General features: G+C 69.7%; 16 protein-coding genes and 1 pseudogene. 12 read left to right on the top strand and 5 right to left on the bottom strand.

All coding sequences use genetic code 11. The annotated features are described in order from the left end of the window. Positions 1-45: 45 nt before the first annotated feature. Positions 46-1,200, bottom strand: coding sequence for a hypothetical protein (locus tag Q0L11_RS02715; protein ID WP_296595312.1), 1,155 nt, complete (start codon positions 1,198-1,200; stop codon positions 46-48). A gap of 36 nt (positions 1,201-1,236) precedes the next feature. Between Q0L11_RS02715 and Q0L11_RS02720 the strand changes: the two genes are divergently transcribed. From Q0L11_RS02720 to Q0L11_RS02740, 5 genes are read left to right on the top strand one after another with little or no spacing between them, the layout of a single operon-like run. Then, positions 1,237-3,189 carry a hypothetical protein gene (locus tag Q0L11_RS02720; RefSeq protein WP_296595313.1) on the top strand — a complete coding sequence of 651 codons (1,953 nt, stop codon included), beginning with the start codon at positions 1,237-1,239 and terminating at the stop codon, positions 3,187-3,189. Next, positions 3,186-4,814 (top strand): hypothetical protein, encoded by a 1,629-nt coding sequence (locus tag Q0L11_RS02725; protein ID WP_296595314.1) that lies wholly within the window; start codon positions 3,186-3,188, stop codon positions 4,812-4,814. The genes Q0L11_RS02720 and Q0L11_RS02725 overlap by 4 nt, the downstream gene beginning before the upstream one ends. After that, on the top strand, positions 4,811-6,427 hold the full coding sequence (locus Q0L11_RS02730) for a hypothetical protein (RefSeq protein ID WP_296595315.1): 1,617 nt from the start codon (positions 4,811-4,813) through the stop codon (positions 6,425-6,427). Before Q0L11_RS02725 ends, Q0L11_RS02730 begins: the two co-directional genes overlap by 4 nt. Next, positions 6,424-7,449 (top strand): hypothetical protein, encoded by a 1,026-nt coding sequence (locus Q0L11_RS02735; RefSeq protein ID WP_296595316.1) that lies wholly within the window; start codon positions 6,424-6,426, stop codon positions 7,447-7,449. Before Q0L11_RS02730 ends, Q0L11_RS02735 begins: the two co-directional genes overlap by 4 nt. Positions 7,450-7,505: 56 nt before the next feature. Continuing rightward, a complete protein-coding gene (locus tag Q0L11_RS02740; protein ID WP_296595317.1) occupies positions 7,506-8,684 on the top strand; it encodes a hypothetical protein in 1,179 nt (392 codons plus the stop codon). Here Q0L11_RS02740 and Q0L11_RS02745 read toward each other — a convergent pair. After that, positions 8,644-9,453 carry a DUF6270 domain-containing protein gene (locus Q0L11_RS02745; RefSeq protein WP_296595318.1) on the bottom strand — a complete coding sequence of 270 codons (810 nt, stop codon included), beginning with the start codon at positions 9,451-9,453 and terminating at the stop codon, positions 8,644-8,646. The two genes, Q0L11_RS02740 and Q0L11_RS02745, sit on opposite strands and share 41 nt — an antisense overlap. Before the next feature lie 216 nt (positions 9,454-9,669). Here Q0L11_RS02745 and Q0L11_RS02750 point away from each other — a divergent pair, with 216 nt between their 5' ends. From Q0L11_RS02750 to Q0L11_RS02765, 4 genes are all read left to right on the top strand, one after another. Beyond that, positions 9,670-11,406, top strand: a complete 1,737-nt coding sequence (locus tag Q0L11_RS02750) for a type I secretion system permease/ATPase (protein ID WP_296595319.1) — start codon at positions 9,670-9,672, stop codon at positions 11,404-11,406. Then, a complete protein-coding gene (locus Q0L11_RS02755; protein WP_296595320.1) occupies positions 11,403-12,791 on the top strand; it encodes an HlyD family type I secretion periplasmic adaptor subunit in 1,389 nt (462 codons plus the stop codon). Before Q0L11_RS02750 ends, Q0L11_RS02755 begins: the two co-directional genes overlap by 4 nt. 211 nt (positions 12,792-13,002) lie before the next feature. Further along, a complete protein-coding gene (locus Q0L11_RS02760; RefSeq protein WP_296595321.1) occupies positions 13,003-14,847 on the top strand; it encodes a calcium-binding protein in 1,845 nt (614 codons plus the stop codon). Positions 14,848-14,978: 131 nt separating this feature from the next. Next, positions 14,979-16,634, top strand: a complete 1,656-nt coding sequence (locus tag Q0L11_RS02765) for a glycosyltransferase family 4 protein (protein ID WP_296595322.1) — start codon at positions 14,979-14,981, stop codon at positions 16,632-16,634. Positions 16,635-16,801: 167 nt separating this feature from the next. On the opposite strand, the gene Q0L11_RS02770 is transcribed toward Q0L11_RS02765, so the two are convergent. From Q0L11_RS02770 to Q0L11_RS02780, 3 genes are read right to left on the bottom strand one after another with little or no spacing between them, the layout of a single operon-like run. After that, positions 16,802-17,821, bottom strand: coding sequence for a glycosyltransferase family 9 protein (locus Q0L11_RS02770; RefSeq protein WP_296595323.1), 1,020 nt, complete (start codon positions 17,819-17,821; stop codon positions 16,802-16,804). 45 nt (positions 17,822-17,866) lie between these two features. After that, the gene (locus Q0L11_RS02775; RefSeq protein ID WP_296595324.1) at positions 17,867-18,862 is read right to left on the bottom strand and encodes a M23 family metallopeptidase; all 996 of its coding nucleotides are present in this window, start codon (positions 18,860-18,862) and stop codon (positions 17,867-17,869) included. 39 nt (positions 18,863-18,901) lie between these two features. After that, positions 18,902-19,645, bottom strand: coding sequence for a sulfotransferase domain-containing protein (locus tag Q0L11_RS02780; protein ID WP_296595325.1), 744 nt, complete (start codon positions 19,643-19,645; stop codon positions 18,902-18,904). Between the two features lie 103 nt (positions 19,646-19,748). Between Q0L11_RS02780 and rfbF the strand changes: the two genes are divergently transcribed. The 3 genes and pseudogenes from rfbF to Q0L11_RS02795 form a co-directional block, all read left to right on the top strand. Beyond that, a complete protein-coding gene (gene rfbF, locus Q0L11_RS02785) occupies positions 19,749-20,516 on the top strand; it encodes a glucose-1-phosphate cytidylyltransferase (RefSeq protein ID WP_296595326.1) in 768 nt (255 codons plus the stop codon). After that, entirely contained in the window at positions 20,504-21,559 is a 1,056-nt protein-coding gene (gene rfbG, locus Q0L11_RS02790; protein ID WP_296595327.1) for a CDP-glucose 4,6-dehydratase, read from the top strand. The genes rfbF and rfbG overlap by 13 nt, the downstream gene beginning before the upstream one ends. Then, positions 21,556-21,761, top strand: a pseudogene (locus Q0L11_RS02795) (SAM-dependent methyltransferase); the annotation flags it as partial. The gene rfbG and the pseudogene Q0L11_RS02795, both read left to right, overlap by 4 nt.

The following is a 21,761-nucleotide window of genomic DNA, read 5'->3' on the forward strand; positions in this document are numbered from 1 at the left end:
CGGCTTTCCCGTCGGGTCCGCTCCGCGCTTCCCCCGCGCCTGCCCTCACTCCTCCGCTAACGCCGCGTCCAGTTCCGCGTCGATGCCGTCCAGCAGGCTTTGCGCCGCGCGCCAGCCGTCCTCCAGCCGCGCGATGCTGGCGCGGGCCTCGGTCTCGAACGCCTGGGCCACCTCCAGCCGGGCGCGCGCCTCCATCAACTCGGCCCGCACGGCGGCGAGGTCGCGGGTCGTCGACGAAATCAGGGCGCCCATGTCCCGGGCCCGCTCGGCCAGGCGGGCCGCCGCGCCGTCCAGCAGCGCGATCTTCGGCGACTTGCCCGCCGCCTTGGCCTCGAACCAGGCGAAGACGTCCGCTGCGATCTCCCCGGCCCAGCCGAGCCCCTTCAGACCGTCGCTGACCGCGTTGTGGCGCAGCTCCGGGGTCAGGAAGCCGTCGATCTCCTTCGCCGACCTCGCCGTCAGCTTCGGCAGCGGCGCCCCGTGGGCGGCCTCGATCCGCGCGACCTCGGCCCGCCAGTCCGCCAGCAGGGCGTCGTAGCCGACGAAGGCGCGCGGCAGGTCGCGGGTATAGGCTTCCGCCGCCAGCATGTAGGCGCTCCAGACCAGCACCGACTTCTCGTCGGCGAAGCCGTCGCGCCGGCGCAGCGAGCCGGCCACCGCCAGGGGATGGCGCACCGGGATCACGCAGCGGGCGCCGACCCCGCGCGCGTCCAGCACGCGCCGCCACATGGGCAGCAGCACGGTGGCCCGGGGATCCTTCATCAGCGGCCAGGCCGCCTTGGGGAATTCCTCGTCGAACAGGGCGATGGCGCGGTCCAGCCAGGCCTGCTCCTCGGCCTCGGGCAGGGGGCGGTAGGGGTAGGCGAACGGGTCGTCCCAGGCCGAGCCGGCGGCGCGCAGCCGCTCGTCGTTGAAGATCGCGATCTTCCACGGCTCGAAGTAGCCCTTGGCGTTGTGCTCGTCGCCCGGCATCACGTTCTTCGGCAGGTCCGCGCCGGCCAGCGCCAGGAGCTGGGTCACGGCCGAGGTGCCCGAACGGTGCATGCCCAGCACCAGGTAGGCGGTGCGCGGGCCGGCGGCGGCTTTTGCGGGTGGGCGGCTCATCGTCTGGGCGGTGGTACGGGTCCGGCGGCCCGGCGGCAAGCGGTTGATCGCAAGGGCGGGACCGCCGAGGTTGAACGGCCGGACCAACTGTTGCAAACCAGCCTGCCGCCCGATCTCAGGACACGATACGCCATGGCCGCCACGGCCCAAGCTGAGGACCGGACGCGCGCCGCGCAGACGCATCGGGTCATCGCCGCGGCGTTCGACCCGGACTTCTACCGCGCGACCTACGCCGACCTGCCCGACGACATGGGCCCGCTCTGGCACTATCGGCTGGCCGGCTGGCTGGAGCGTCGCGACCCGGCGCCCTGGTTCTCGGTCGCGGCCTATCTGGACGAAAACCCCGACGTCGAGGCGGCGGGGATCGAGCCCTTCTTCCACTTCCTGACCAAGGGCCGCCATCAGGGCCGCGACGTCAGGCCCTCGCGGCACGCGGCGGCCTATTTCGGCCAGGTGGACTGGTCGCCGGCGCCGTGGAGCCACCTGAGCTTCGCCGTCCCGGACGCCGTGTCGCTGCCTCACGGCCGTCGCCGGCGCCCGGCCGCGCCGCTGACGCCCGACCAGCACGCGGCGGTGGCCGCCGAGTTCGATACGGCCTTCTACCTCGCTGCCAACCCCGATGTGGCGGCGGCGGGCATGGATCCGCTGGACCACTTCATCCGCGCGGGCTGGCTCGAGGATCGCGACCCGAACGCCCGCTTCTCGGTGGCCGACTACCTCGACGCCAATCCGGACGTCGCCGCGGCGAACATGAACCCCTTCGCCCACTACCTGGTCGCCGGCCGCGCCGAGGGGCGCCAGCCGCGCCACCAGCTCGGCTTCCGCTACGACGTGGTGGCGCGCATGCGGCCGGTGGAGGATCGCATCGCCGCGGCGGTCCAGGCCTCGGCCCGCCTGCGCACCGATCCGCCCAGCCGGCTCACCGCCGCCTTCGCCCGCCTGGGCGAGCTGCACGTGACGCTCAGCCACGACAACTACGTCGAACACTCCGGCGGGCTGCAGCTCTGCGTGCGCCGCGAGTCGCAGCAGTTCGCCGCCCGCGGGGTCGCGCACCTGCACCTCTATCCCGCGATCCCGTGGCCGGTGGTGCGGAACGAGGGCGAGCCGGGGCCGCTGGGGGTGATGCTGAATGGCCGCCGCATCGGCTTCTTCGCGCCCGAGGCCGTTCGCGACGCCCTGGCGGCGGCGCCGCGCCAGGGCAAACGCAGCTTCGCCGTCCACAGCCTGCTGGGCCACGCGCCCGACGCCACCGCCGACATCCTCGCCGCCGCGGGCCTGCGCGAAGGCTTCTTCTGGCTGCACGACTTCGCCAGCCTCTGCGCCGGCTTCCACCTGCTGCGCAACGACGTGCAAGACTGCGCGGCGCCCCCACCCGACAGCGCCGCCTGCGGGGTCTGCGCCTACGGCCCGCACCGGCGGCGTCACCTCGACGCTCACCGACGGCTCTTCGAGCGCCTGGCGCTGACGGTGGTCGCGCCGTCGCAGACCACGCTCGAGTTCTGGCGCTCGCACGGCGACCTGCCCGCCGCGTCGACCGTCGTCCTGCCGCACGCCCGGCTCGTCGAGCGGAAGGTCGCGCGCCGCCCGGCCGGCGAGCGTCCGTTCCGGCTGGCCTACCTGGGCATGCCGACGCCGCTGAAGGGCTGGCCCGTGTTCCGCGAGCTGGCCCAGCGGTTCGAGGGCGATCCGCGCTACGACTTCCTGCATCTCGGCGGGGCGCCCGAGCCCTCGGCTCCGGCGACCTTCCACAAGGTGGTCGTGACGGGCGAAAGCCCGCTGGCGATGCAGCAGGCGCTGGAAGCGCTGCAGGCCGACGCGGCGCTGATCTGGCCGCTTTGCCGCGAGACCTTCTCGTTCACCGCCTACGAGGCCGCCGCCGCGGGCGCGGCCGTGCTGACCAACCCCGACAGCGGCAACGTCGCCGCCTTCGCCGCCGACCCCGCGCGCGGCCTCGTGCTCGCCGATGAGGCCGCATTGCACGTCGCCTTCGAAACCGGCGCGGTGCTGGCCCTGGCGCGCGCGCGCCGCAAGGCGACGATCTACGACCTCGCCTACAGCGGCATGACCGGAGACCTGGTCGCGTGAGGCGCCTGCTGGCCGCCGCGGTCCCTTCCGGCCTGCGCGGGCGCCTGCGCCGGCTCCAGCCCGAGCACGCGCTCGCCGCCGGCGCCTTCGACCGCGCCTTCTACCTGCGCACCTACCCGGACGTGGCGCAGTCCGGGATGGACCCGCTGGAACACTTCATGGCGCACGGCTGGCGCGAGGGGCGCGATCCGTCGCCCGACTTCTCGGTCAGCGCCTATCTCGAAGCGGTCGTCGAAGTGGCCGAGTCGGGGGAGAACCCGTTCCTGCACTGGCTGGCCGCCGGGCGGCCCCAGGTGGTGCGCCGGGAACATCCGCTGGGGTTCCGGTACGAGATCGTCGAGCGGCTGGTCCCGCTGGAGGTGCGGATCGCCAAGGCCGTCGGCCAGGCGCCGCCGCGGCTCGACGACGAGGCGGTGCTGGCGCAGGCCTTGGAAGTGTCGCGGGAAGGCTTCGCCCGCCTGCACGTGACGCTCAGCCACGACGACTTCACCGCGAACCTGGGGGGCGTTCAGCTCGTCATCGGTCGTGAGGCGTCCGCGCTCGAAGCCGCCGGCCGCGACCATCTGCATCTCCATCCCGCGCGTCCCTGGCCGGTGGTTCGCCCCCACGATGCGCCGGGCGCCCTGGGTGTCGTCTGGAACGGGAAGGCCGTCGGGGTCTTCGCGCCTGCCACCATCGCCCGCGTGCTGTCCGCGGCGGCCGGCGCGCAGGCGGGCGGCTCGCAGGCGGCAGGCGGGCGCAGCTTCGCCATCCACAGCCTGCTGGGCCATACCGCCGACGAGACCGCCGACATCCTCGCCGCGGCGGGCCTGCGCGAGGGCGCCTTCTGGCTGCACGACTTCGCCAGCCTCTGCGCCGGCTTCCATCTGCTCCGCGACGATGTCGAGGACTGCGCGGCCCCGCCGCCCGGCAGCCCGGCCTGCGGCGTCTGCGTCTATGGAGCCTGGCGGGAACGGCACCGGGCCGAGCACGCGCGCCTGTTCCAGCGGCTGCGGCTCACCGTCGTCAGCCCGTCTCAGAACGCGCTCGACCTGTGGCGCTCCGCCGACGACCTGCCGGCGGCCGGCCTGCGCGTGCATCCGCACGTGACGCTCGCGCCGCGCGGCCCGGCGCCGGAGGCCGAACCGGACCGGCCGTTCCGTCTCGCCTACGCGGGCTTCCCGGCCGCGCACAAGGGCTGGCCCCTATTTCGCCGTCTCGCCCTGCGCCACGCGGCCGATCCACGCTACGCCTTCCTGCACCTCGGCGCGCGGCCCGAGCCGAACCTTGGCCTGCCGTTCCACGCCGTCCGGGTCGAGCCCGACCGGCCGCTCGCCATGCAGGCCGCCCTCGAAGAGCATCGTCCCGACGCCGTCCTGGTCTGGTCCCTGTGCCGCGAGACCTTCTCGTTCGTCGCCCACGAGGCGGTGGCGGCGGGCTGCGCGGTCGTCACCGGGCCCGACAGCGGCAATGTGGCGGCCTTCGTCGCGGCCGGCGGGCAAGGGGCCGTGCTGGACGACGAAGCGGCGCTGGAGGCGGCGTTCGAGAGCGGCTCCATCCTGGCGCTGGCCCGCGCCGCCCGCCGGCCGCAACTCCACGACATCGCCTTCAGCGACCTGCCGGTCGACCTGCGGAGCCGCGCGTGAGCGTCCGCGCCCTGGCCCGCCGCGTGGCCGCCCGTGTCCTGCGGCGCGGCGGCGAGGACGATCGCGCCCTGGTCGCCGCCGAGTTCGACGCGGCCTACTACCTGGCGGCCAACCCGGACGTCGCGGCCACGGGCGCGGACCCGCTGTCGCACTTCCTGGCGCACGGCTGGCGCGAGGGGCGCGATCCCCACGCGCGGTTCTCGATCCAGGGCTACCTCGACAACAACCCGGACGTCGCCCAGGCCGGCGTGAACCCCTTCGCCCACTTCCTCAAGCTCGGCCGCCACGAGGCGCGCCCGACGACCCAGGGTCTCGGCTTCCGCTACCAGGCCATCTCGCGCCTGCTGCCGATCGAAGCCCAGATCGCCGCGGCGGCTGCGACTGCGGCGCGTGTCCCGCTCGCGTCGGCCGACGGCTTGGTGGGCGCGCTGGGACGTTCGCGGACGGGCCTGCGCGACCTGCACGTGACCTTCAGCCACGACGACTACCGCCAACGCGTCGGGGGCCTGCAGCTTTGCCTCCACCAGGAGGCCGCCCGGATCGCGGGACTCGGCCGCGACCACCTTCACCTGCACCCGGCGACGCCGTGGCCGGTGCTGCGGACCGCCGGCGAGCCGGCCGGCCTCGAGGTGCTGCTGAACGGCGAATCGTTGGGCGTGCACGGCGGCGAGGCTATCGCCCGGGCCCTCGGCCAGGTCGCCGGAGCTTCGGGCGGCGCGCGGAGCCTCGCCATCCACAGCCTGTTGGGTCACGCCGTCGAGGACGTCCTGGCGATCGCCGGGGCCGTGGGGCTGTCGCAGGGATTCTACTGGCTGCACGACTACGCCAGCCTCTGCGCCGGTTTCCACCTTCTGCGCGACGGCGTCGAGGATTGCGGCGCGCCCCCGCCGGACAGCCCCGCCTGTTCGATCTGCGTCTACGGCCCGGCCCGCGCCCGCCATCTGGCGGCGCACGAGGCGCTCTTCCAGGCCCTTTCGCTCACCGTCGTCAGCCCGTCCGATGTGGCGCTCGACGTATGGCGCGAGGGCTGGCTGTTACCGGCCGCCGAGACGGTCGTGCACCCCCACGCCCGGCTGATCCCCCGTGGGCCCGCGCCGACCCCTCCGGCCGGCCCTCTCCGAATCGCCTACGTGGGCTTCCCGGTCGCTCACAAGGGCTGGCCGGTCTTTCGCGAACTCGCGCTCGCCTTCGAGGACGACCCCCGCTACGCGTTCCTGCACCTGGGCGCCCAGCCCGAGCCGGGGCTGCCCGTCGCCTTCCACTCGGTCCGCGTCGACGGCGCCCATCCCCGCGCCATGATCGACGCCCTCGAAGCCCACGCCGTCGACGTCGTCCTCCTCTGGCCCCTCTGGCGCGAGACCTTCTCGTTCGCCGCCTACGAAGCCCTCGCCGCCGGCTGCGCCGTCGTCGCCGGCCCCGACAGCGGCAACATCGCCGCCCTCGTCGCCCGCGAAGGCGCCGGCTGGGTCCTCCCCGACGAGCCCGCCCTGGCCGCCACCTTCACAAACGGCCGGATCCTCGAACTCTCCCGCGCCACACGCCGGCCGATGCTGTATGACCTGCCCCTGAGCGGCATGACCTCCGACCTCATCGCCGCGGACACCCCCGCATGAAGATCCTCGTCTATTCCAGCTTCACCTTCTCGTACCTGAACCGGGCCCGGGTCCTGTTCCAGACGCTCCGCCGGTTCCATCCGGACTGGGAGCTCGTCGCGCTCATCACGGACGAGCCGCCGGAGGGGTTCGCCTTCGACCCCGCGTCCGAGCCATTCGACCGCGTGGTCTGGGCTCGGGACCTGGGCATTCCGAACTTCGAGGGCTGGCTGTTCCGGCATGACATCGTCGAGGTCTGCACCGCGGTGAAGGGCCCCTTCATCCACCAGGCCTGCAGCTCCGGCGCCGACGCGGTGATCTATCTGGATCCCGACACGGCGCTGCTCGCCAGCCTGGAGCCGCTCGAACGGTGGCTGGAGGAGCACGACATCCTGCTCACCCCGCACCTGACCGATCCCAACGACGACGACATGGCGATCCAGGACAACGATATCTCCACCCTGCGGACGGGGATCTACAACCTGGGTTTCGTAGCCATTCGTACGACCGGGGAGGGCGCCCGCTTCGCCAGGTGGTGGAACGACCGGCTGCTGTCGTACTGCTACGATGACATCCCCAAGGGGCTCTTCGTCGATCAACGCTGGTGCGACCACGTCCCGGCCCTGTTCGACCGGGTCAAGATCGTTCGCGATCCCGGCTACAACGTCGCGAGTTGGAACCTGTCGACCCGGAAAATCTCGGTGGAGAAGGACGGCTGCATCCTGGTCAACGGCTTCCCGCTGCGCTTCTGGCATTTCACCAAGCTGGGCGCGGTCGGCGACGCCATGACCAAGCGTTACGCGGGCAAGAACTTCCCCGTCTACGAGATTTGGGCTTGGTACAAACGGCAGATCGCCGATGCGACCGACCCCTCGATCCCCGAGCGCTGGTGGGCCTACGGCGCCTACGCCGACGGTCGGCCCATCGCCAAGAGCGAGCGCGTGCTCTATCGGGAACGCACCGACCTGCAGGCGGCGTTCCCCAACCCCTTTGCGTCCGGTCGCGGCAGTTTCCAACAATGGCTCGAACACGAAGGCGCTTGAGTTTGGCCAAGGCCGTTCCGACCGCTACTTCTCCAGCCGAGCCGACTCACGGCGCGATGCTGGACAAAGCCCGCGCCGTGTCCGCGAAGGTGGCTCGCCTTAGCCGGGACTTCGCCGGCGCGCACCGCCTCGCGCACCAGGCGCAGGTGCGTGAGGCGCTGACCCGCACGGAGCTCACCCAGGCGCTCACCGAATCGCTGGCCGCGCGTGCGGACGCCGCGGCCCGCTTGCGCGCCCAGGCCGTCGCGGCCTTCCGGGCTCGCGGCGAGGGCCGGCTGCGGAGGCACAACCGGATCAGCCAGTTGGCCGATCGGGTGTTGGCGCGCCTGGGCCCGTGGGGGCAGGCCCTGGTCATCGCGCGCAGCGGCGTGTGGCAGGGGGCCGGGCGGCCGGTGAGCGACATGCTGCGGATGGCCGCGTATGCCGGCCGCGGCGCGGACCCGGCGGCCGTTCCAGCCACGCCCTTCGATCAGGCCTGGTACCTGAGCGGCAACGCGGACGTTGCGCGCCGGCGGACCGCGCCGCTGGTCCACTATCTGCTCACCGGAGGCGGTGAGCGGCGCGATCCGGCGCCGCTGTTCCACAGCGCCTGGTACGCGCGCGAGAACGCTGTGGAACTCGCCGCGACCAGCGTCACGCCGCTGGAGCACTACATCCGGGTCGGGGCCGCGCGGGGCCTTTCCCCGCACCCGCTCTTCGATGCCGGCCACTACCTGGCCCAGGCGCCGGTGCTCGCTGTCGGTGACACGCCGCTCGCCCACTATCTGCGCGACGGTTGGCGCGCCGGCCTCAGCCCCCATCCGTTGTTCGACCCGGCCTGGTACGCCGAGCAGGCTGGGGGCGTCGGGGAGCGGGCTCCCCTTGCGCACTACCTCGACGAGGGCTGGAGGCGAGGACTCTCGCCGCATCCGCTGTTCGACGCGCGTTGGTACCGGACCGAGCGGCCGGATCTGGCGGAGGCGGGCATCGAGCCCTTGACGCACTTCCTCGTGCATGGCGGCGCCGAGGGAGTCAGTCCGAGCCCGTGGTTCGACTTGCCGGCCTATGTCGAGGCGCGCGGGGACGACCTTCCGCCGGGAGTCCATCCGCTGATCGACTACCTGCAGGGCGGAGCCTGGGCGGTGGCCGAGGCCAGGCCAGGGTTTCCGACCGCGGCCTATCTCGCCAGTCACCCCGGGCTGGTTGCGCGCGGTGTCACGCCGCTGGAGCACTGGGCGCGGCGAGGCGGTCGCTGAACGCGTCCGCCAGGCCGAGTGCGCCAAGTTGATGGCGGATCTGTTCGTAGTATTCGGGCACGTAGTGGAAGGGGCTCAGCCCCCAGCGATGCTCGGCGTCCGCCAGCCGCCACGTGTCCGCTGAAACCCGCGACATCGGCGGCATTAGGTCCAGGAACGTCGCCTCCTGACGCGCGAGCAGGTCGTTGTAGGCCGCGATGGACGCCGGCTGGCCCTCGACGATCTCGACGTCGACGATCGGCCGCGTGCGCCCGTCCGGTTCGCGCTGCAGCTCCGCCCAGCGGGCGCTGTGGAGGATGAGATGTGCTCGGGCCAGAGGCGTGCCGCGCACGACAGCTGCGAATTCGGCGGCCGCCTCGAGCCAAAGCCGCTCGCAGGTGTTCGACAGCCTCGGGAGGAGTCGGGCTGCATCGAGCGGCGGCTGCGTCCGATAGCCGCTTCGGACCATCTCGCCGCTATTGGCCGCGAGGGCTTCGCCGGCCGCCAGCAGGTCGAATCGCTCGTCGATGAAATCGAAGATGATGTGGCTGGGCCGCCAGGCGACCAACGCCGCCAATGCGGTCTTGCGGAGGTCGGCGATCAGAGCGTTGTGGCCATGCCGGGGCAGATCGCCCGGAGGCTCTTCCGAGGGGCGAAAACCTTCAACGGGGGTGGAAAGGAGGCCCGGCAGGCTGGTCCGCGAAACATACAGCAGAGCTTCCGCCCCGCCGCCACGGATTGGCCACAGATCGCGGGTTATGCAACTGCCGACGATGGCGATCCGCGGCATCGGGGCTCCTGGGGCGCGGGGTCCGTTCGGCGGTTCTTAGCATGGACGGACGCAGTTGGGGCGCATTGACAAGGCGAGGCCGCCTGCGCATCTACGCGCGCCCCTGGCGGGGCGCCGCCGTGGCGAGCGAGAACGCGCTATCTTCGCGCGCGTTCACCTTTTTCAGCGCGGATTGGTGTATCAGGCCCTAGGGTCCGGCCGGACGGTTTAGGCGACATGAAATTCCTCACCTTCATCACCGACCTGCCCAACAATGTGCTCGGGCGCGCATTGCGCGACGGCTACAAGCCTGCGGCGGTGGCGTTCGGTTTCAGCCTGGTTTCGAACCTGCTGTACTTGGCCCTGCCGCTCTACACCTACCAGGTCTACGGCCGGGTCATGGTGAGCCAGAACCTGGCGACGCTTGGCGCGCTCAGCCTGGTCACCCTCTTCGTCTTCATCATCTCGAGTGTCATCGACGATCTGCGGGCGAGGGTCCTGATCAACTACGGCGTAGCGCTCGACCAGCGCGTTTCGGGTCGGGTGTTCACCAGCCTCTTCGACGCGGCGGTGCGGGGCGACTGGAACGCCCGAGCCCAAGCCCTGCGCGACCTCGACCAGTTCCGGCAGTCGCTGACCGGCATCGGCGCGGCCGTGTTCATGGACGTGCCATGGATTCCGGTCTTCCTGCTGGTGCTCTTCCTGATCGATCCGCTCGTGGGGATGATCACGGTGCTCGCCGCCGCACTGCTCGTCGTGCTGGCCATCGCCCAGGCGCGCGCGACCCAATCGGCCCTCAAGGAGGGCAACGACGCGGCGCTCAAGAGCTATGGCTTCACCGACGCGGCTCTGCGGAACGGCGAGGTGGTCCGCGCGATGGGCATGCTGCCGACGATCGGCAAGGCGTGGGCCCGGCATCGCGCCGTGACCATCGAGCGCGGCGCCGCGGCGGCCGAAGCGTCGAACATGTACAACGACATCATCAAGGCCGTCCGGATGAGCATCCAGGTCGGCATCATTGCTGTCGGCGCCTACCTGATCCTGAAGGGCAAGATCCACTCGGGCATGCTGTTCGCCAACATGATCCTGGCGAGCCGCGCGCTGCAGCCGATCGAGAAGATCGTCGGCGCCTGGGATCCGCTCAACAACATGTACCGGTCGTACGAGCGGCTGAACAAGCTGCTGGCCAACGCAGAGACGGCGGCCGTCGCCACGGCGCTGCCCCGGCCGCTGGGCAAGCTGTCCGTCGAGGGGGTGAACTTCGCCCCTCCGGGCGGCGCCCGGCTGGTGCTCAACAACATCAACTTCGCCCTGGAGCCGAACGAGGTGCTGGGGGTGATAGGCCCTTCCGGCGCCGGCAAGTCGACGATGGCGCGCCTGCTGATGGGTATCTGGAAGCCCCTGAACGGCGTGGTGCGCCTGGACGGCGCCGACGTGTTCACCTGGGACCGCGCCGATTTCGGCAAATACGTCGGTTACCTGCCCCAGGACACCGAGCTCTTCGCCGGGACGGTGCGCAACAACATCGCCCGCTTCCGTGAGGAGGTCACCGACGAGGAGGTCGTGGCGGCAGCCCAGCTCGCCGGCGTGCACGACCTGATCCTGCGCATGCCGAAGGGCTACGACACCGACGTGGGCGAGGGCGGCGTCGTCCTGTCGGCGGGCCAACGCCAGCGCGTGGGCCTGGCCCGAACGGTGCTGGGCAAGCCCGCCTTCGTCGTGCTGGACGAGCCGAACGCCAATCTGGACGCGGAGGGTGAGGAAGCCCTCATGCGCGCCATCGACGCGATGAAGGCCAACGGCGCCACCGTGGTCATCATATCGCACAAGCCGGGGGTGTTCCGCGCCGCCGACAAGATGCTGGTGCTGCGGGATGGTCGGGTCGAGCTGTTCGGGCCGCGTGACCAAGTCATGTCGCGCCTGGTCAAGCCCGCTCAGCAACCCGAGGTCCGCGCCGTGGAGGGCGGTCGATGAAGTTCGACATCACCACAGTCGGCAAGCCGCCGAAGCCGAAGACCTATGTCGCGCCGACCTTCGGCAACGACGAGCACGAGGTCATGCCAGCCGAACTGCAGAATCGCCTGCGGCGGCCGATGGTGGTCGGGGCGGCGGTGATCGGCGTGTTCGTGATCGGCCTCGGTCTGTGGGCGTCGACGACCCAGTTGGCTTCCGGCATCACGGCCCAGGCGCAGGTGCGCGCCGACGCCAATCGCAAGACGCTGCGCTACAAGGAAGTCGGCGTCGTGAAGCAGATCCTCGTCTCCGAGGGGCAGCACGTGCGGGCAGGTCAGCCTCTGCTGCTGTTCAACGATGTCGATGCGCGCGCTTTGCTTTCGGTGCTGCAAAATCAATACGATACGCTGCTGACCCAGAACGCCCGCTTCAGCGCGGAGGCGCTGGGAAAGGCCTCCCTGGAATTGCCCGCCGAACTGAACGCCCGCATGGCCGATCCCGCCGTTGCGACGCTGGTCCGTGACCAGCAGTTCCTCTTCGCCACTCGCCAGCAGCTATTCCAGAGCCAGTCGGCCGTACTGTCCCAGCGGATGGAGCAGCAGCAGACCCAGGTCCAGGGCATGCAGGCGCAACTGGCGTCCATCAACGAGCAGCAGCGGCTGACCGAAGAGGAGCTCGCCGGCTACCGCAAGCTGAACGAGCAGGGCTTCGCGCCCAAGACGCTGATTCTGCGATACGAACGCAGCCTCGCCGAGCTCGCGGGCCGGCAGGGCCAACTGCAATCGGACATAGCGCGCCTGAAGCAACAGATGGGCGAGACCCGCCTGCAGCTGAGCTCGCTGCGGAACGAGCGCCAGAGTCAGGCCGCCGAGGGGCTGCGGGACAGCCAAGCGAAGCTCGCGGACGTGATTCCCCGACTCACCATGGCGCGCCAGGCTTTGGACGCTACGGTCGTGCGATCGCCGGTGGATGGGTATATCTTCAACCTGACGCAGTTCACCGTGGGTGGCGTCGTGGGCGGTGGCGAAGCGCTGATGGATGTAGTGCCGTCCGGTACGCCGCTTACGGTCACGGCGATGATCAAGCCTGAGGACGTCGACGAGGTCCACGAGGGCATGCCGGCTAAGGTCAAGCTGACCGGCCTGAATCAGCGTTTCACCGACTCGCTCAACGCCACCGTCTCGGTCGTCTCGAAGGACCGGATGACGGACCAACAGCGCGGAACCTCCTTCTACCGGGTCGATCTGCGCATCGCGCCGGCCGAGCTGAAGAAGCTCAAGAAGGGGGTCAAGATGACGCCCGGCATGCCCGCCTCGGCCCTCATCGTAACGGGCGAACGGTCCGTCATGGGCTTCCTGATTTCGCCAATTACCGCGACGCTCGAGGACGCGTTCCGCGAGGAGTAGAGGCGCCCGCGCAACACCGCTTGGCGCGAAGTTCCGGGGGGCTTTTTGATGTTGCGTAATTGGCAGGGTTCCGATACGTCTCCCCTTGGGCTCGTCTAACCTACGCCGCAGCCATGCTATGGCGCTTGGGGTAATGGACCGCTGGGACTGCTCCATCGGGGATGGGGGTCAAGCGTTCCAGGGGTCCGTGTGACACAGACTGGAGAGATCTATGGCGACTTATTTCTTTGAAACTATCACGGACGCGCAGGCCGCGACGTACGCTACGACCGACAGCCTCGTCTTTCAGACGACCGGTGAGCGCGCGAACCTGACGACCGTCCGCTTCAATGCGGCGACGCTGGCGAACCCGCAGGCGACGATCACTCTCATTTCGGGTCTGACCGGTAAGGCCGTGACCTTCCCGGCTTCGGGCATGGCGAATGAGCAGCCGATCTTCCCCGATGGTTCGGTGCTGTTCGTGGGCACGACCGGCGGCGACACGGTGACGGGCCTGTCGACGGGCGACGCGCTCTACGGCGGCGACGGCACGGACTCGCTCGACGGCGGCAGCGGCAACGACCTGCTGCAAGGCAACTCGGGCAATGACACGCTCATCGGCGGCGCCGGCAATGACACCGTGTACGGTGGCCAAAGCGACGACACGATCGATCTGGGCTCGGGCGCGAACTTTGGCCAGGGCAACCTGGGCAACGACAGCATCACGACCTCGGGCGCTTCGACCGTCCTCGGCGGTCAGGGCAACGACACCCTGGTCGGCAGCACGGGCGCTGACATCCTGAACGGCAACTCGGGCGACGACCTGATCCGCAGCGTGATCACCGGCGGCACCGATGCTGGCGGCAACGACAGCATCTCTGGTGAGAGCGGCAACGACACCATCACGGGCGTCGATGGCAACATCACCATGGATGGCGGCACCGGCAACGACAGCCTCTCCATGGCGGCTGGCTCTGTCGGCGGCACGATCGCGGTCGTCGGTGGCGACGGCAACGACACTGTCACGGCGGCGAACGTCGCGGGCGGCGGCTCGATCCAGGGCAACGCTGGCGATGACTCGATCGTCGAATCCTCCACGGCCGGCAAGTGGACCATCCTCGGCGGTCAGGGCAACGACGTCATCACGGTGTCGAGCACCGACGGCACGCTGGTGAATGGTAACGCCGGTGACGACACGATCACCGCGGCTGGCGGCGCCGACAACATCCTCGGCGAAGACGGCAAGGACTCGATCAGCGCTGGCGACGGCGCCGACACGATCGACGGCGGTCTCGGCAACGACACCATCGAGTCGGGCAACGGCAACGACGTGGTCGTGGGCGGCGACGGCGATGACGTCATCACCAACGCTGGCAACAGCGACACCGTCGATGGCGGTGCGGGTAACGACAACATCACCGGCAGCACCGCCTCCGACAACCTGACCGGCGGTGACGGCAACGACACCATCACCGGCGGCGGCGGCAACGACGTGGTCAGCGCTGGCGCTGGCAACGACAACGTCACCACCACGGGCGGCAACGACAACATCACGGCCGGTGAAGGCAACGACACCGTCGACGCTGGCGCCGGCAACAACACCGTCGACGGCGGTGGCGGCAACGACAACCTGTCGTCGACTGGCGGCAACGATGTCATCTCGGGTGGCGACGGCAACGACACCATCTCGGGTGGCGCTGGCGTGGATCAGCTCCGCGGCGGCAACGGCAACGACATCTTCGTCTTCGCCAACGCCGGCGACTCGGGCCTGACCATCAGCACCCTGGACCGCATCTTCGACTGGGAATCGGGCGACAAGCTCGACTTCGGTACGGGTGCGACCGCGGCTGAAGGCAGCACCTACCTCGAACTGAGCGCTTCGACCTACGAACTGGCCCTGAGCCTGGCGACCAGCCAGATCGCGGCCGGCACCGTCGACTACGTCGCGGTTCAAGTGGGTTCGGACGTGGTCGTGTTCGCCGACAACGGCGGCGCGGCGAACACCGTGGAAGACGCGGTGGTCCTGGTGGGCCGTACCCTGGCCGACATCAGCGCGACCAACATCCTGGGCTCGTAAGAGCTTCGGATCGATCCACGGATCAGAATTGGGCCGCCCCTCCGGGGCGGCCCTTTTTCTTTTGACCGCTGTGGCGTGCAATAGCGTTCGGCACACTTTGCCGCCTCGCCGCCCTGGGCTAAGAGCGCCGGATGGGCGCCGCCGCGATCTACTTCCACCCTGATGGCTTCGACACATCGACCGACCGCCTTCTAGGCAGGCACTCGGCGGGGGAGAGCTTCCTTCGAGGCCTCATTCGCCACGGAACTGGCTCCCAGCTACACCTGTGGAACGTCACCGGCGCATCTGAAGAGAAGCTCGGTGAACTGGTCGATCGGATCGAGCCGGCAAACCGGCCGCTGCGGTGGATCCCGCAAACGGAGCGCGCAAAGCTCTCCGATCCCGGGGTCATGCACCTCCCGACGCCGGGAATGCCTGACGAGGCGTGGCGTCGGCTGGCCTTCGGCTCGCGCCGATACGCGATCAGCGGCATCACCCATACGACCGCATCCGCAAACGTAATGGGCATCCTGCCCAACTTCCTGATCGCGCCGCTCGAAGATCACGACGCTCTCATCTGCACTTCGAACGCGGTCCGTGCCGCCGTCGAAGCGCAGATGGAGTTGATGCGCGAGTACATGAGGGGCGAGTACGGCGCCCGCCGGCGGCCCGAAGCCCAACGTGTGACGATCCCGCTAGGGGTCAACTGCTCGGACTTCAGCACGTCGCCCGAACACCGGAGCGGCTGGCGTGAGCGCCTTGGCATCCCGAACGACGCCATCGTCGCGCTCTATGTCGGCCGCTTCAACGTCAAGGCGAAGATGAATCCCGCCCTCATGGCCCTCGCGCTGGAAGGCGCCGCCAAGCGTGTTGACGCGCCCATCTACTGGGTGAACTCCGGGTGGGCGGAAAACGCTGAAGCAGACCGCGCATACGAGGAAGAGACCCAGAAGCTGTGTCCCTCCGTCGCCTTTCGCAGAGTCGATGGCCGCGCTCCCGACGTCCGCTTCTCGATCTGGTCGGTCGCCGACTTCTTCATCAGCTTCTCGGACAACATCCAGGAATCGTTCGGCCTGACCCCGGTCGAGGCCATGGCGGCCGGGCTGCCCTCCGTCGTGAGCGATTGGGACGGCTACCGCGACACCGTCAGGAACGGCCTTGACGGCTTCAGCGTGCCGACGCTCGCGCCGCGAGGAGGGCTGGGTGGAGACCTCGCCTACTGGTACGAGAACGGCTGGCTCAGCTACCCCAACTACATCGGCGCCGCCGGCCAATACACCGCGATCGACCTGCGGGCTGCGGAACAGGCGATTGTCGAGTTGGCGTCAAATCCCGAGCTGCGCCGGACGATGGGCGCCGAGGCGCGCGCCCAGGCGCGCCGGATTTTCGACTGGTCGGCAATCATCCCTCAGTACGAAGCGCTGTGGGGCGAGCAGAACGCCCGTCGCCTGGCTGGCGGGAGCCAGGCGTCGCCACAAGGCAACCCCTACGCGCCGGATCCCTTTACACTCTTCGCCGGCTATCCGACGCGGGCTTTGAGCCAAGACGACCTGGTCACCCTGGTCGATGGCGTCTCATGGGACGTGGCCAAGGCCCGGCTCGCTGCGCCGCTCGCCAGCTACAGTGGATTCAACCGCCCGCGACCGCCGGAGCTCGAGGTGGTCGTGAGCCGGCTGCAGGAGCTTGGACCTGCGACCGTCGCGACCCTGCGCGCTCTCTTCCCGCCAGCACGCCGACCATTCATCGAGCGAGGCCTGATATGGCTGGCGCGCTTCAATGTCGTGGAAATTCGCCAAGTCTCGCACTGAGGCGCAGACGGTCGGGAAACAACATCTGACGATGTGCTTCCCGACCAAAGCGACACAGCCATGGAGAGCTAGGCTGACTTGGCCAGACTAACGTAAAGCTAGACCGGAGAGAAGAGGCGGACAGATCACGTCTCGTTCAACTGGCGAGGCGCGTTGGCTGGCCCCGGTCAGGAGCCGCCCTCAAGAGCGGCCGCGACGTCCCCGATGACGCCCGCCCAGTCGCCGGGCGTCCTTTGCCGGACCAGCCGCGCGCTCGGATACCAGGGCGTGCGGTCGTCCTTCCAGTTCGCGTACCAATCCACGGCAGGCCGCGACAACAGGATTATTGTCGGCCTGCCCAGCGCACCTGCCAGGTGCGCCACCGACGTGTCGACGGTGACCACCTTCTCAAGCCCGGCCATCAGATTCGCCGTGTCCGCAAAATCGCGCGCCCCGCTGCTCTCCGGATCCAGGGGTGTGAAGGCGGCCAGTCCGCGGATCGCCTTGGCCGTCACGCCCCCGGGCACACGGGTCGGATTGGGGTTGCGTCCGCCCCCCTGCAGCATCAGGCCGACCCCTGAAGGCGTTCCAGGGACTTGGGGCGCCACAAGCGTAGGGGCGGGAGCGTCCGCCGGGCCGGCGCCCAGCCACCGGGGTACGGACCCCATGGACGCCCACAGGTCGACGGGCTGGTCGTCGAACGACTGGGCGTTGAAGACCGTGGCCGGCAACTGCTCGAAGAGACGCACCAGCGGTCGGGCGACGGCCAACCGGACCTCCGCAGCCTCCCGCGCAAGAAGCGGGATGAACCTGGACCAAAGGATCTGGTCCCCCAGCCCCTGCTCGGCGAGGATCAGGATGCGCTTGTCCTTCAGGGATTCTCCCCGCCATTCGGGGAAGGGGGCGGTCGGCCGCGGCAGCAGCTTGTGGCGCGCCTCGTAGAGCGCCATGCCCTCGGCGTACTTCCCGAGCTGAATCAACGTCATGCCCAAGGTGTGCTCGGTCCGGGGATGCTCCGGCTCGGCCGCGAGGGCCTCGCGCAGCACAGCCTCGGCCTCTTCCAGCCGGCCCGTGATGCGCAGGATCACGCCGAGGTTGCCCAGGGTCCATGACGGTCGCCAGCCCGCCGCCCGGCGATAGCAGGCTTCGGCCTCGTCCAGTCGGCCCGCCTTCTGGTGCGCCAGGCCCTCGTAGAAGATCGATTCCATCCCGCCAGTCGTAAGGCCGAGCCCGGCCGTTCGCCACCGGCGTCGCTAAATGCGGACCTCGATCCGACGGCTGACGGCCACCTTGCCGCCGCGCCAGACGCGATAGTCGGCCACGTAGACGCCGTGCGCCCACCCCATCGGCGGCCGCCGCTTGCCCACGAGGACGAAGTCCTGCGCCCGCCAGCGCTGCAGCGGCGGTCCACGGTGGCGCGCGAGGCTCTTGCCGTCCGGACCCTTCAGGTCGAGCTCGACCTCGTCGCCCGGCAAAAGCGCAATGGCGCGGACGTAGGCCACCAGCAGCGGGGCGTCGCCGCCGGGCGCCCGAACGGCGCCGTCCTCCACCTGGCCCATCGTCACCTGCGCGTCGGCGAACCCGGCGTTCAGCACCGCGCCCTGGCGATACGGCATGCGGGCCAGCGCCTGGGCCGTCCACAAGCTGGTCTGACCGCCGCACGACTGCGGCTTCGACGCATCGGGCGCGAAGGGATCCACGATCTGGCCGGCGTGACGGACCGTCAGGTGCAGATGCGGGAACTCGGTGTTCCCCGATAGCCCGACGCGGGCGATCGGTGCGCCGGCCGCGACGGCGTCGCCGACCTTCACGGAGATGCTGCCCCTGGCGAGGTGGCAGTATTGAGTCTCCCACCCGTTCCCATGATCGATCACGACGCCGTTGCCGCACTCCTGATTGGCCACCGATGGCGCCCCCGGCGCACGGATCGAGATGTCCTGCACCCCGTCCCGCAGCCGGGCGACACGACCGGCCGCCGCCGCCAGGACCGCAACGCCGCGCCGCTGGGCGGCCATGTCGAGCAATCGGATGTCGACGCCGGTGTGCTTGTCGTAGGTCTGCAGCCCGCAGCGATAGTCGCGTGTGCCCGGGCCTGGATCGCGGTCCACGTAGTGCTGGATTTCGCAGGTCTTGCCCGGCTCGCAGGCAAGTGGGAACGAGAGCGCCGGCGTCGGCGGCGCGCTGGCGGCGGGTGAGGCGGAGAGGACGAGGCCGGTGGCGGCGATGGCGGCGAGAACCAGCGGCTTCATGACCCCACGATGCCTGCGGGCCGCGACGAAACTATGGCTTCAACCGAACCGCAGGCCGGTCAGCGCCGCAAGGCGCTCGGCGTCCGCCGCATACACGCTCCGCAGATGTTCGATGTCGGCGAGCGTCAACTCGGAGGGGTAGTCCATCTCGCGCCCCACGTGGACCTCGCGAGGCGTCGGTGTCGCGCCGGCCGGCAGGCCGAGGAAGGTGCGCACCTGGCCCAGAGTGGCCGCGGGGTTGGCGCGCAGGTCGTCCGAGGTCAGGACCAGAACCTGCGCGCGCGGGAAGAGGCCGTACAGCCGCTCCATCTGCTCGCCATAGAAGCCGCGCTCGACGTAGGAGAACTCCCGGTGGAAGCCCCAGGGTTCGGCGTCGAAGAGCCGCTGGCGCCCCCCGCGAATACACCAGGCGAACGGGTGGGTCTCGACACCCCGCGCGTATTCCATGCGCCAGTGCGACCACGCCCGTTGCACCGGGTCGCGGAGCACCACGATCAGCTTCATGTCCGGGTTGTAGGCCGCGATCCGTTCCAGGCAGTTCGGCCAGTAGGTGTAGATCGGCGTGGCCTCGCCGCACGGCCGTCCGGCCGCGTCGGGGAAGCGGGCGTGATAGTCCGCGTAGTCCGCCCGGCCCCAGTCGCGCCGGTCGTCGTCGAAGACGTGTAGTTCCTTGAACTGCGGCAGGCAGATGTCCGGATAGTCACCCAGGTAGTCGAACAGCGCCGTGGTGCCGCCCTTTTGGACGCCGGCGATCACGAAACTGACGAGGGGCGCAGAAGCCATGGCCCCACATCCCGCGACGCGACGGTTCGTGCAAGCAGCTTCGGAATCGCCGACTTACCGGCTAAGACGGCGGCGACGCGCGGCGCGCGCAAGAAGGCGAGACATGAAGACGGTAATCCTGGCTGGGGGCCTTGGCACGCGGATCTCGGAAGAGAGCCACCTGCGACCCAAGCCGATGATCGAGATCGGCGGTCGGCCCATCCTTTGGCACATCATGAAGCTGTACTCGCACCACGGCTTCAACGACTTCGTCGTCTGCCTCGGGTACAAGGGCTATGTGGTGAAGGAATACTTCGCCAACTACGTGCTTCATAACGCGGACCTGACAGTCGATCTCTCGCGCGGCGCCATCGAGTATCACGCCACCAACCACGAGCCCTGGCGCGTGACGCTGGTCGACACGGGCGAGGCCACGATGACCGGCGGCCGGCTGAAGCGGGTCGCGCCTTACCTGGACCGGGACGAGCCCTTCTTCCTCACCTACGGCGACGGCGTTTCCGACGTCGATCTGACCGCGCTGGCGAAGTTCCATCGTGCCCACGGCAAGGACGCAACCATCACGGCCGTCGCGCCGCCCGGCCGCTACGGCGCGCTGGAGATCGACGACGGTCAGGTGGAGCGATTCGTGGAGAAGCCGCCCGGCGACAACGGCCTGATCAATGGCGGCTTCTTCGTGCTGAACCCTGGCGTCATTGAGCGGATCGACGGCGACGCCACGGTCTGGGAGCAGCAGCCGCTGGAGGGCCTGGCGGCCGACGGCCAGCTCATGGCCTACCGGCACGACGGCTTCTGGGCCGCGATGGACACCCTGCGCGACAAGAACCAGCTCGAGGCGCTGTGGGCGTCCGGCGAGGCGCCGTGGCGGCGGTGAACCCTGCGTTCTGGGCGGGCAAGCGCGTCCTGCTGACCGGTCAGACGGGCTTCAAAGGCTCGTGGGCCGCGATCTGGCTGAGCAAGATGGGCGCGCAGGTGACGGGCCTGGCCCTGCCGCCCGACCAGGCGCCGGCGCTCTTCACCTTGGCGGGCATAGAACAGCGGATCACCTCGCGGTTCGTCGATCTTCGCAACCCGGGCGCGGTGGGCGCCGCCCTCGCCCCGCATGCCTTCGACATCGTGCTCCACATGGCCGCCCAGCCGATCGTGCGCACCTCTGTCGAGGATCCGATCGGCACCTTCCAGACCAACGTCATGGGCACGGCCCACCTGCTGCAGGCGCTTCGGCGGCAGGCCGACTTACGGGCGGTGCTCGCGATCACGTCGGATAAGGTCTACGCCAACAACGACACGGGCCGCGCCTTTGTCGAGGGCGACAACCTTGGCGGCAAGGATCCCTATTCGGCGTCTAAGGCGGCCGCCGAGATCGTGGTCCAGAGCTTTGCTAGGAGCTTCTTTCCAACGACACCGGTCGGCACGGCGCGGGGCGGCAACGTCATCGGCGGGGGCGATTTCTCGCGCGACCGGCTGGTGGCCGACATCGTGCGCGCAGCGCGGGCGGGTGAGCAGGTGGTCCTGCGTCATCCCGAGGCCACCCGGCCTTGGCAGCATGTTCTGGACTGCCTGGCCGGCTACTTCCGTCTCGTCGAGGCGCTGGCGACCGATCCCGCGGCGCCGCGCGCCGTGAACTTCGGGCCGAGGCCCGGCGGAACCGAAGTCAGCGTGGGCGAACTCGCGACGCTGGGCGTGGAGGCGCTGGGCGGTCAGCCTTGGCGGCACGAGCCGGATCCCGCTTCGCTGGAAGCCAGGACCCTGGCCATCGACGCCACGCTGGCGCGTGAGGCGCTGGGCTTCGAGAGCCGGCTGGACGCACCCGAGGCGGTGGCGCTCACCATGGAGTGGTACCGCCGCCAAGCTGCAGGGGAGGACGCGCTTTCCTTGTGCCTGGAACAGATCGAGGGCTACGAAGGCCGGCCATGAGTCTCTGCCGCTTCTGTCGCTCGCCGCTGACCCGCACGTTCCTCGACCTCGGCCTTCAGCCGCTGGCGAACAGCTATTTGACGCCCGAGCAACTCGCGGCGGGCGGCGAGCCCGTCTTCCCGCTGAACACGATGGTCTGTGACCGCTGCTTCCTGGTGCAGGCCGATCACGACGTGCCGGCCGAGGCGATCTTCGACGAGGG

This window comes from Phenylobacterium sp., assembly GCF_024508875.1.
Lineage (GTDB): Bacteria > Pseudomonadota > Alphaproteobacteria > Caulobacterales > Caulobacteraceae > Phenylobacterium.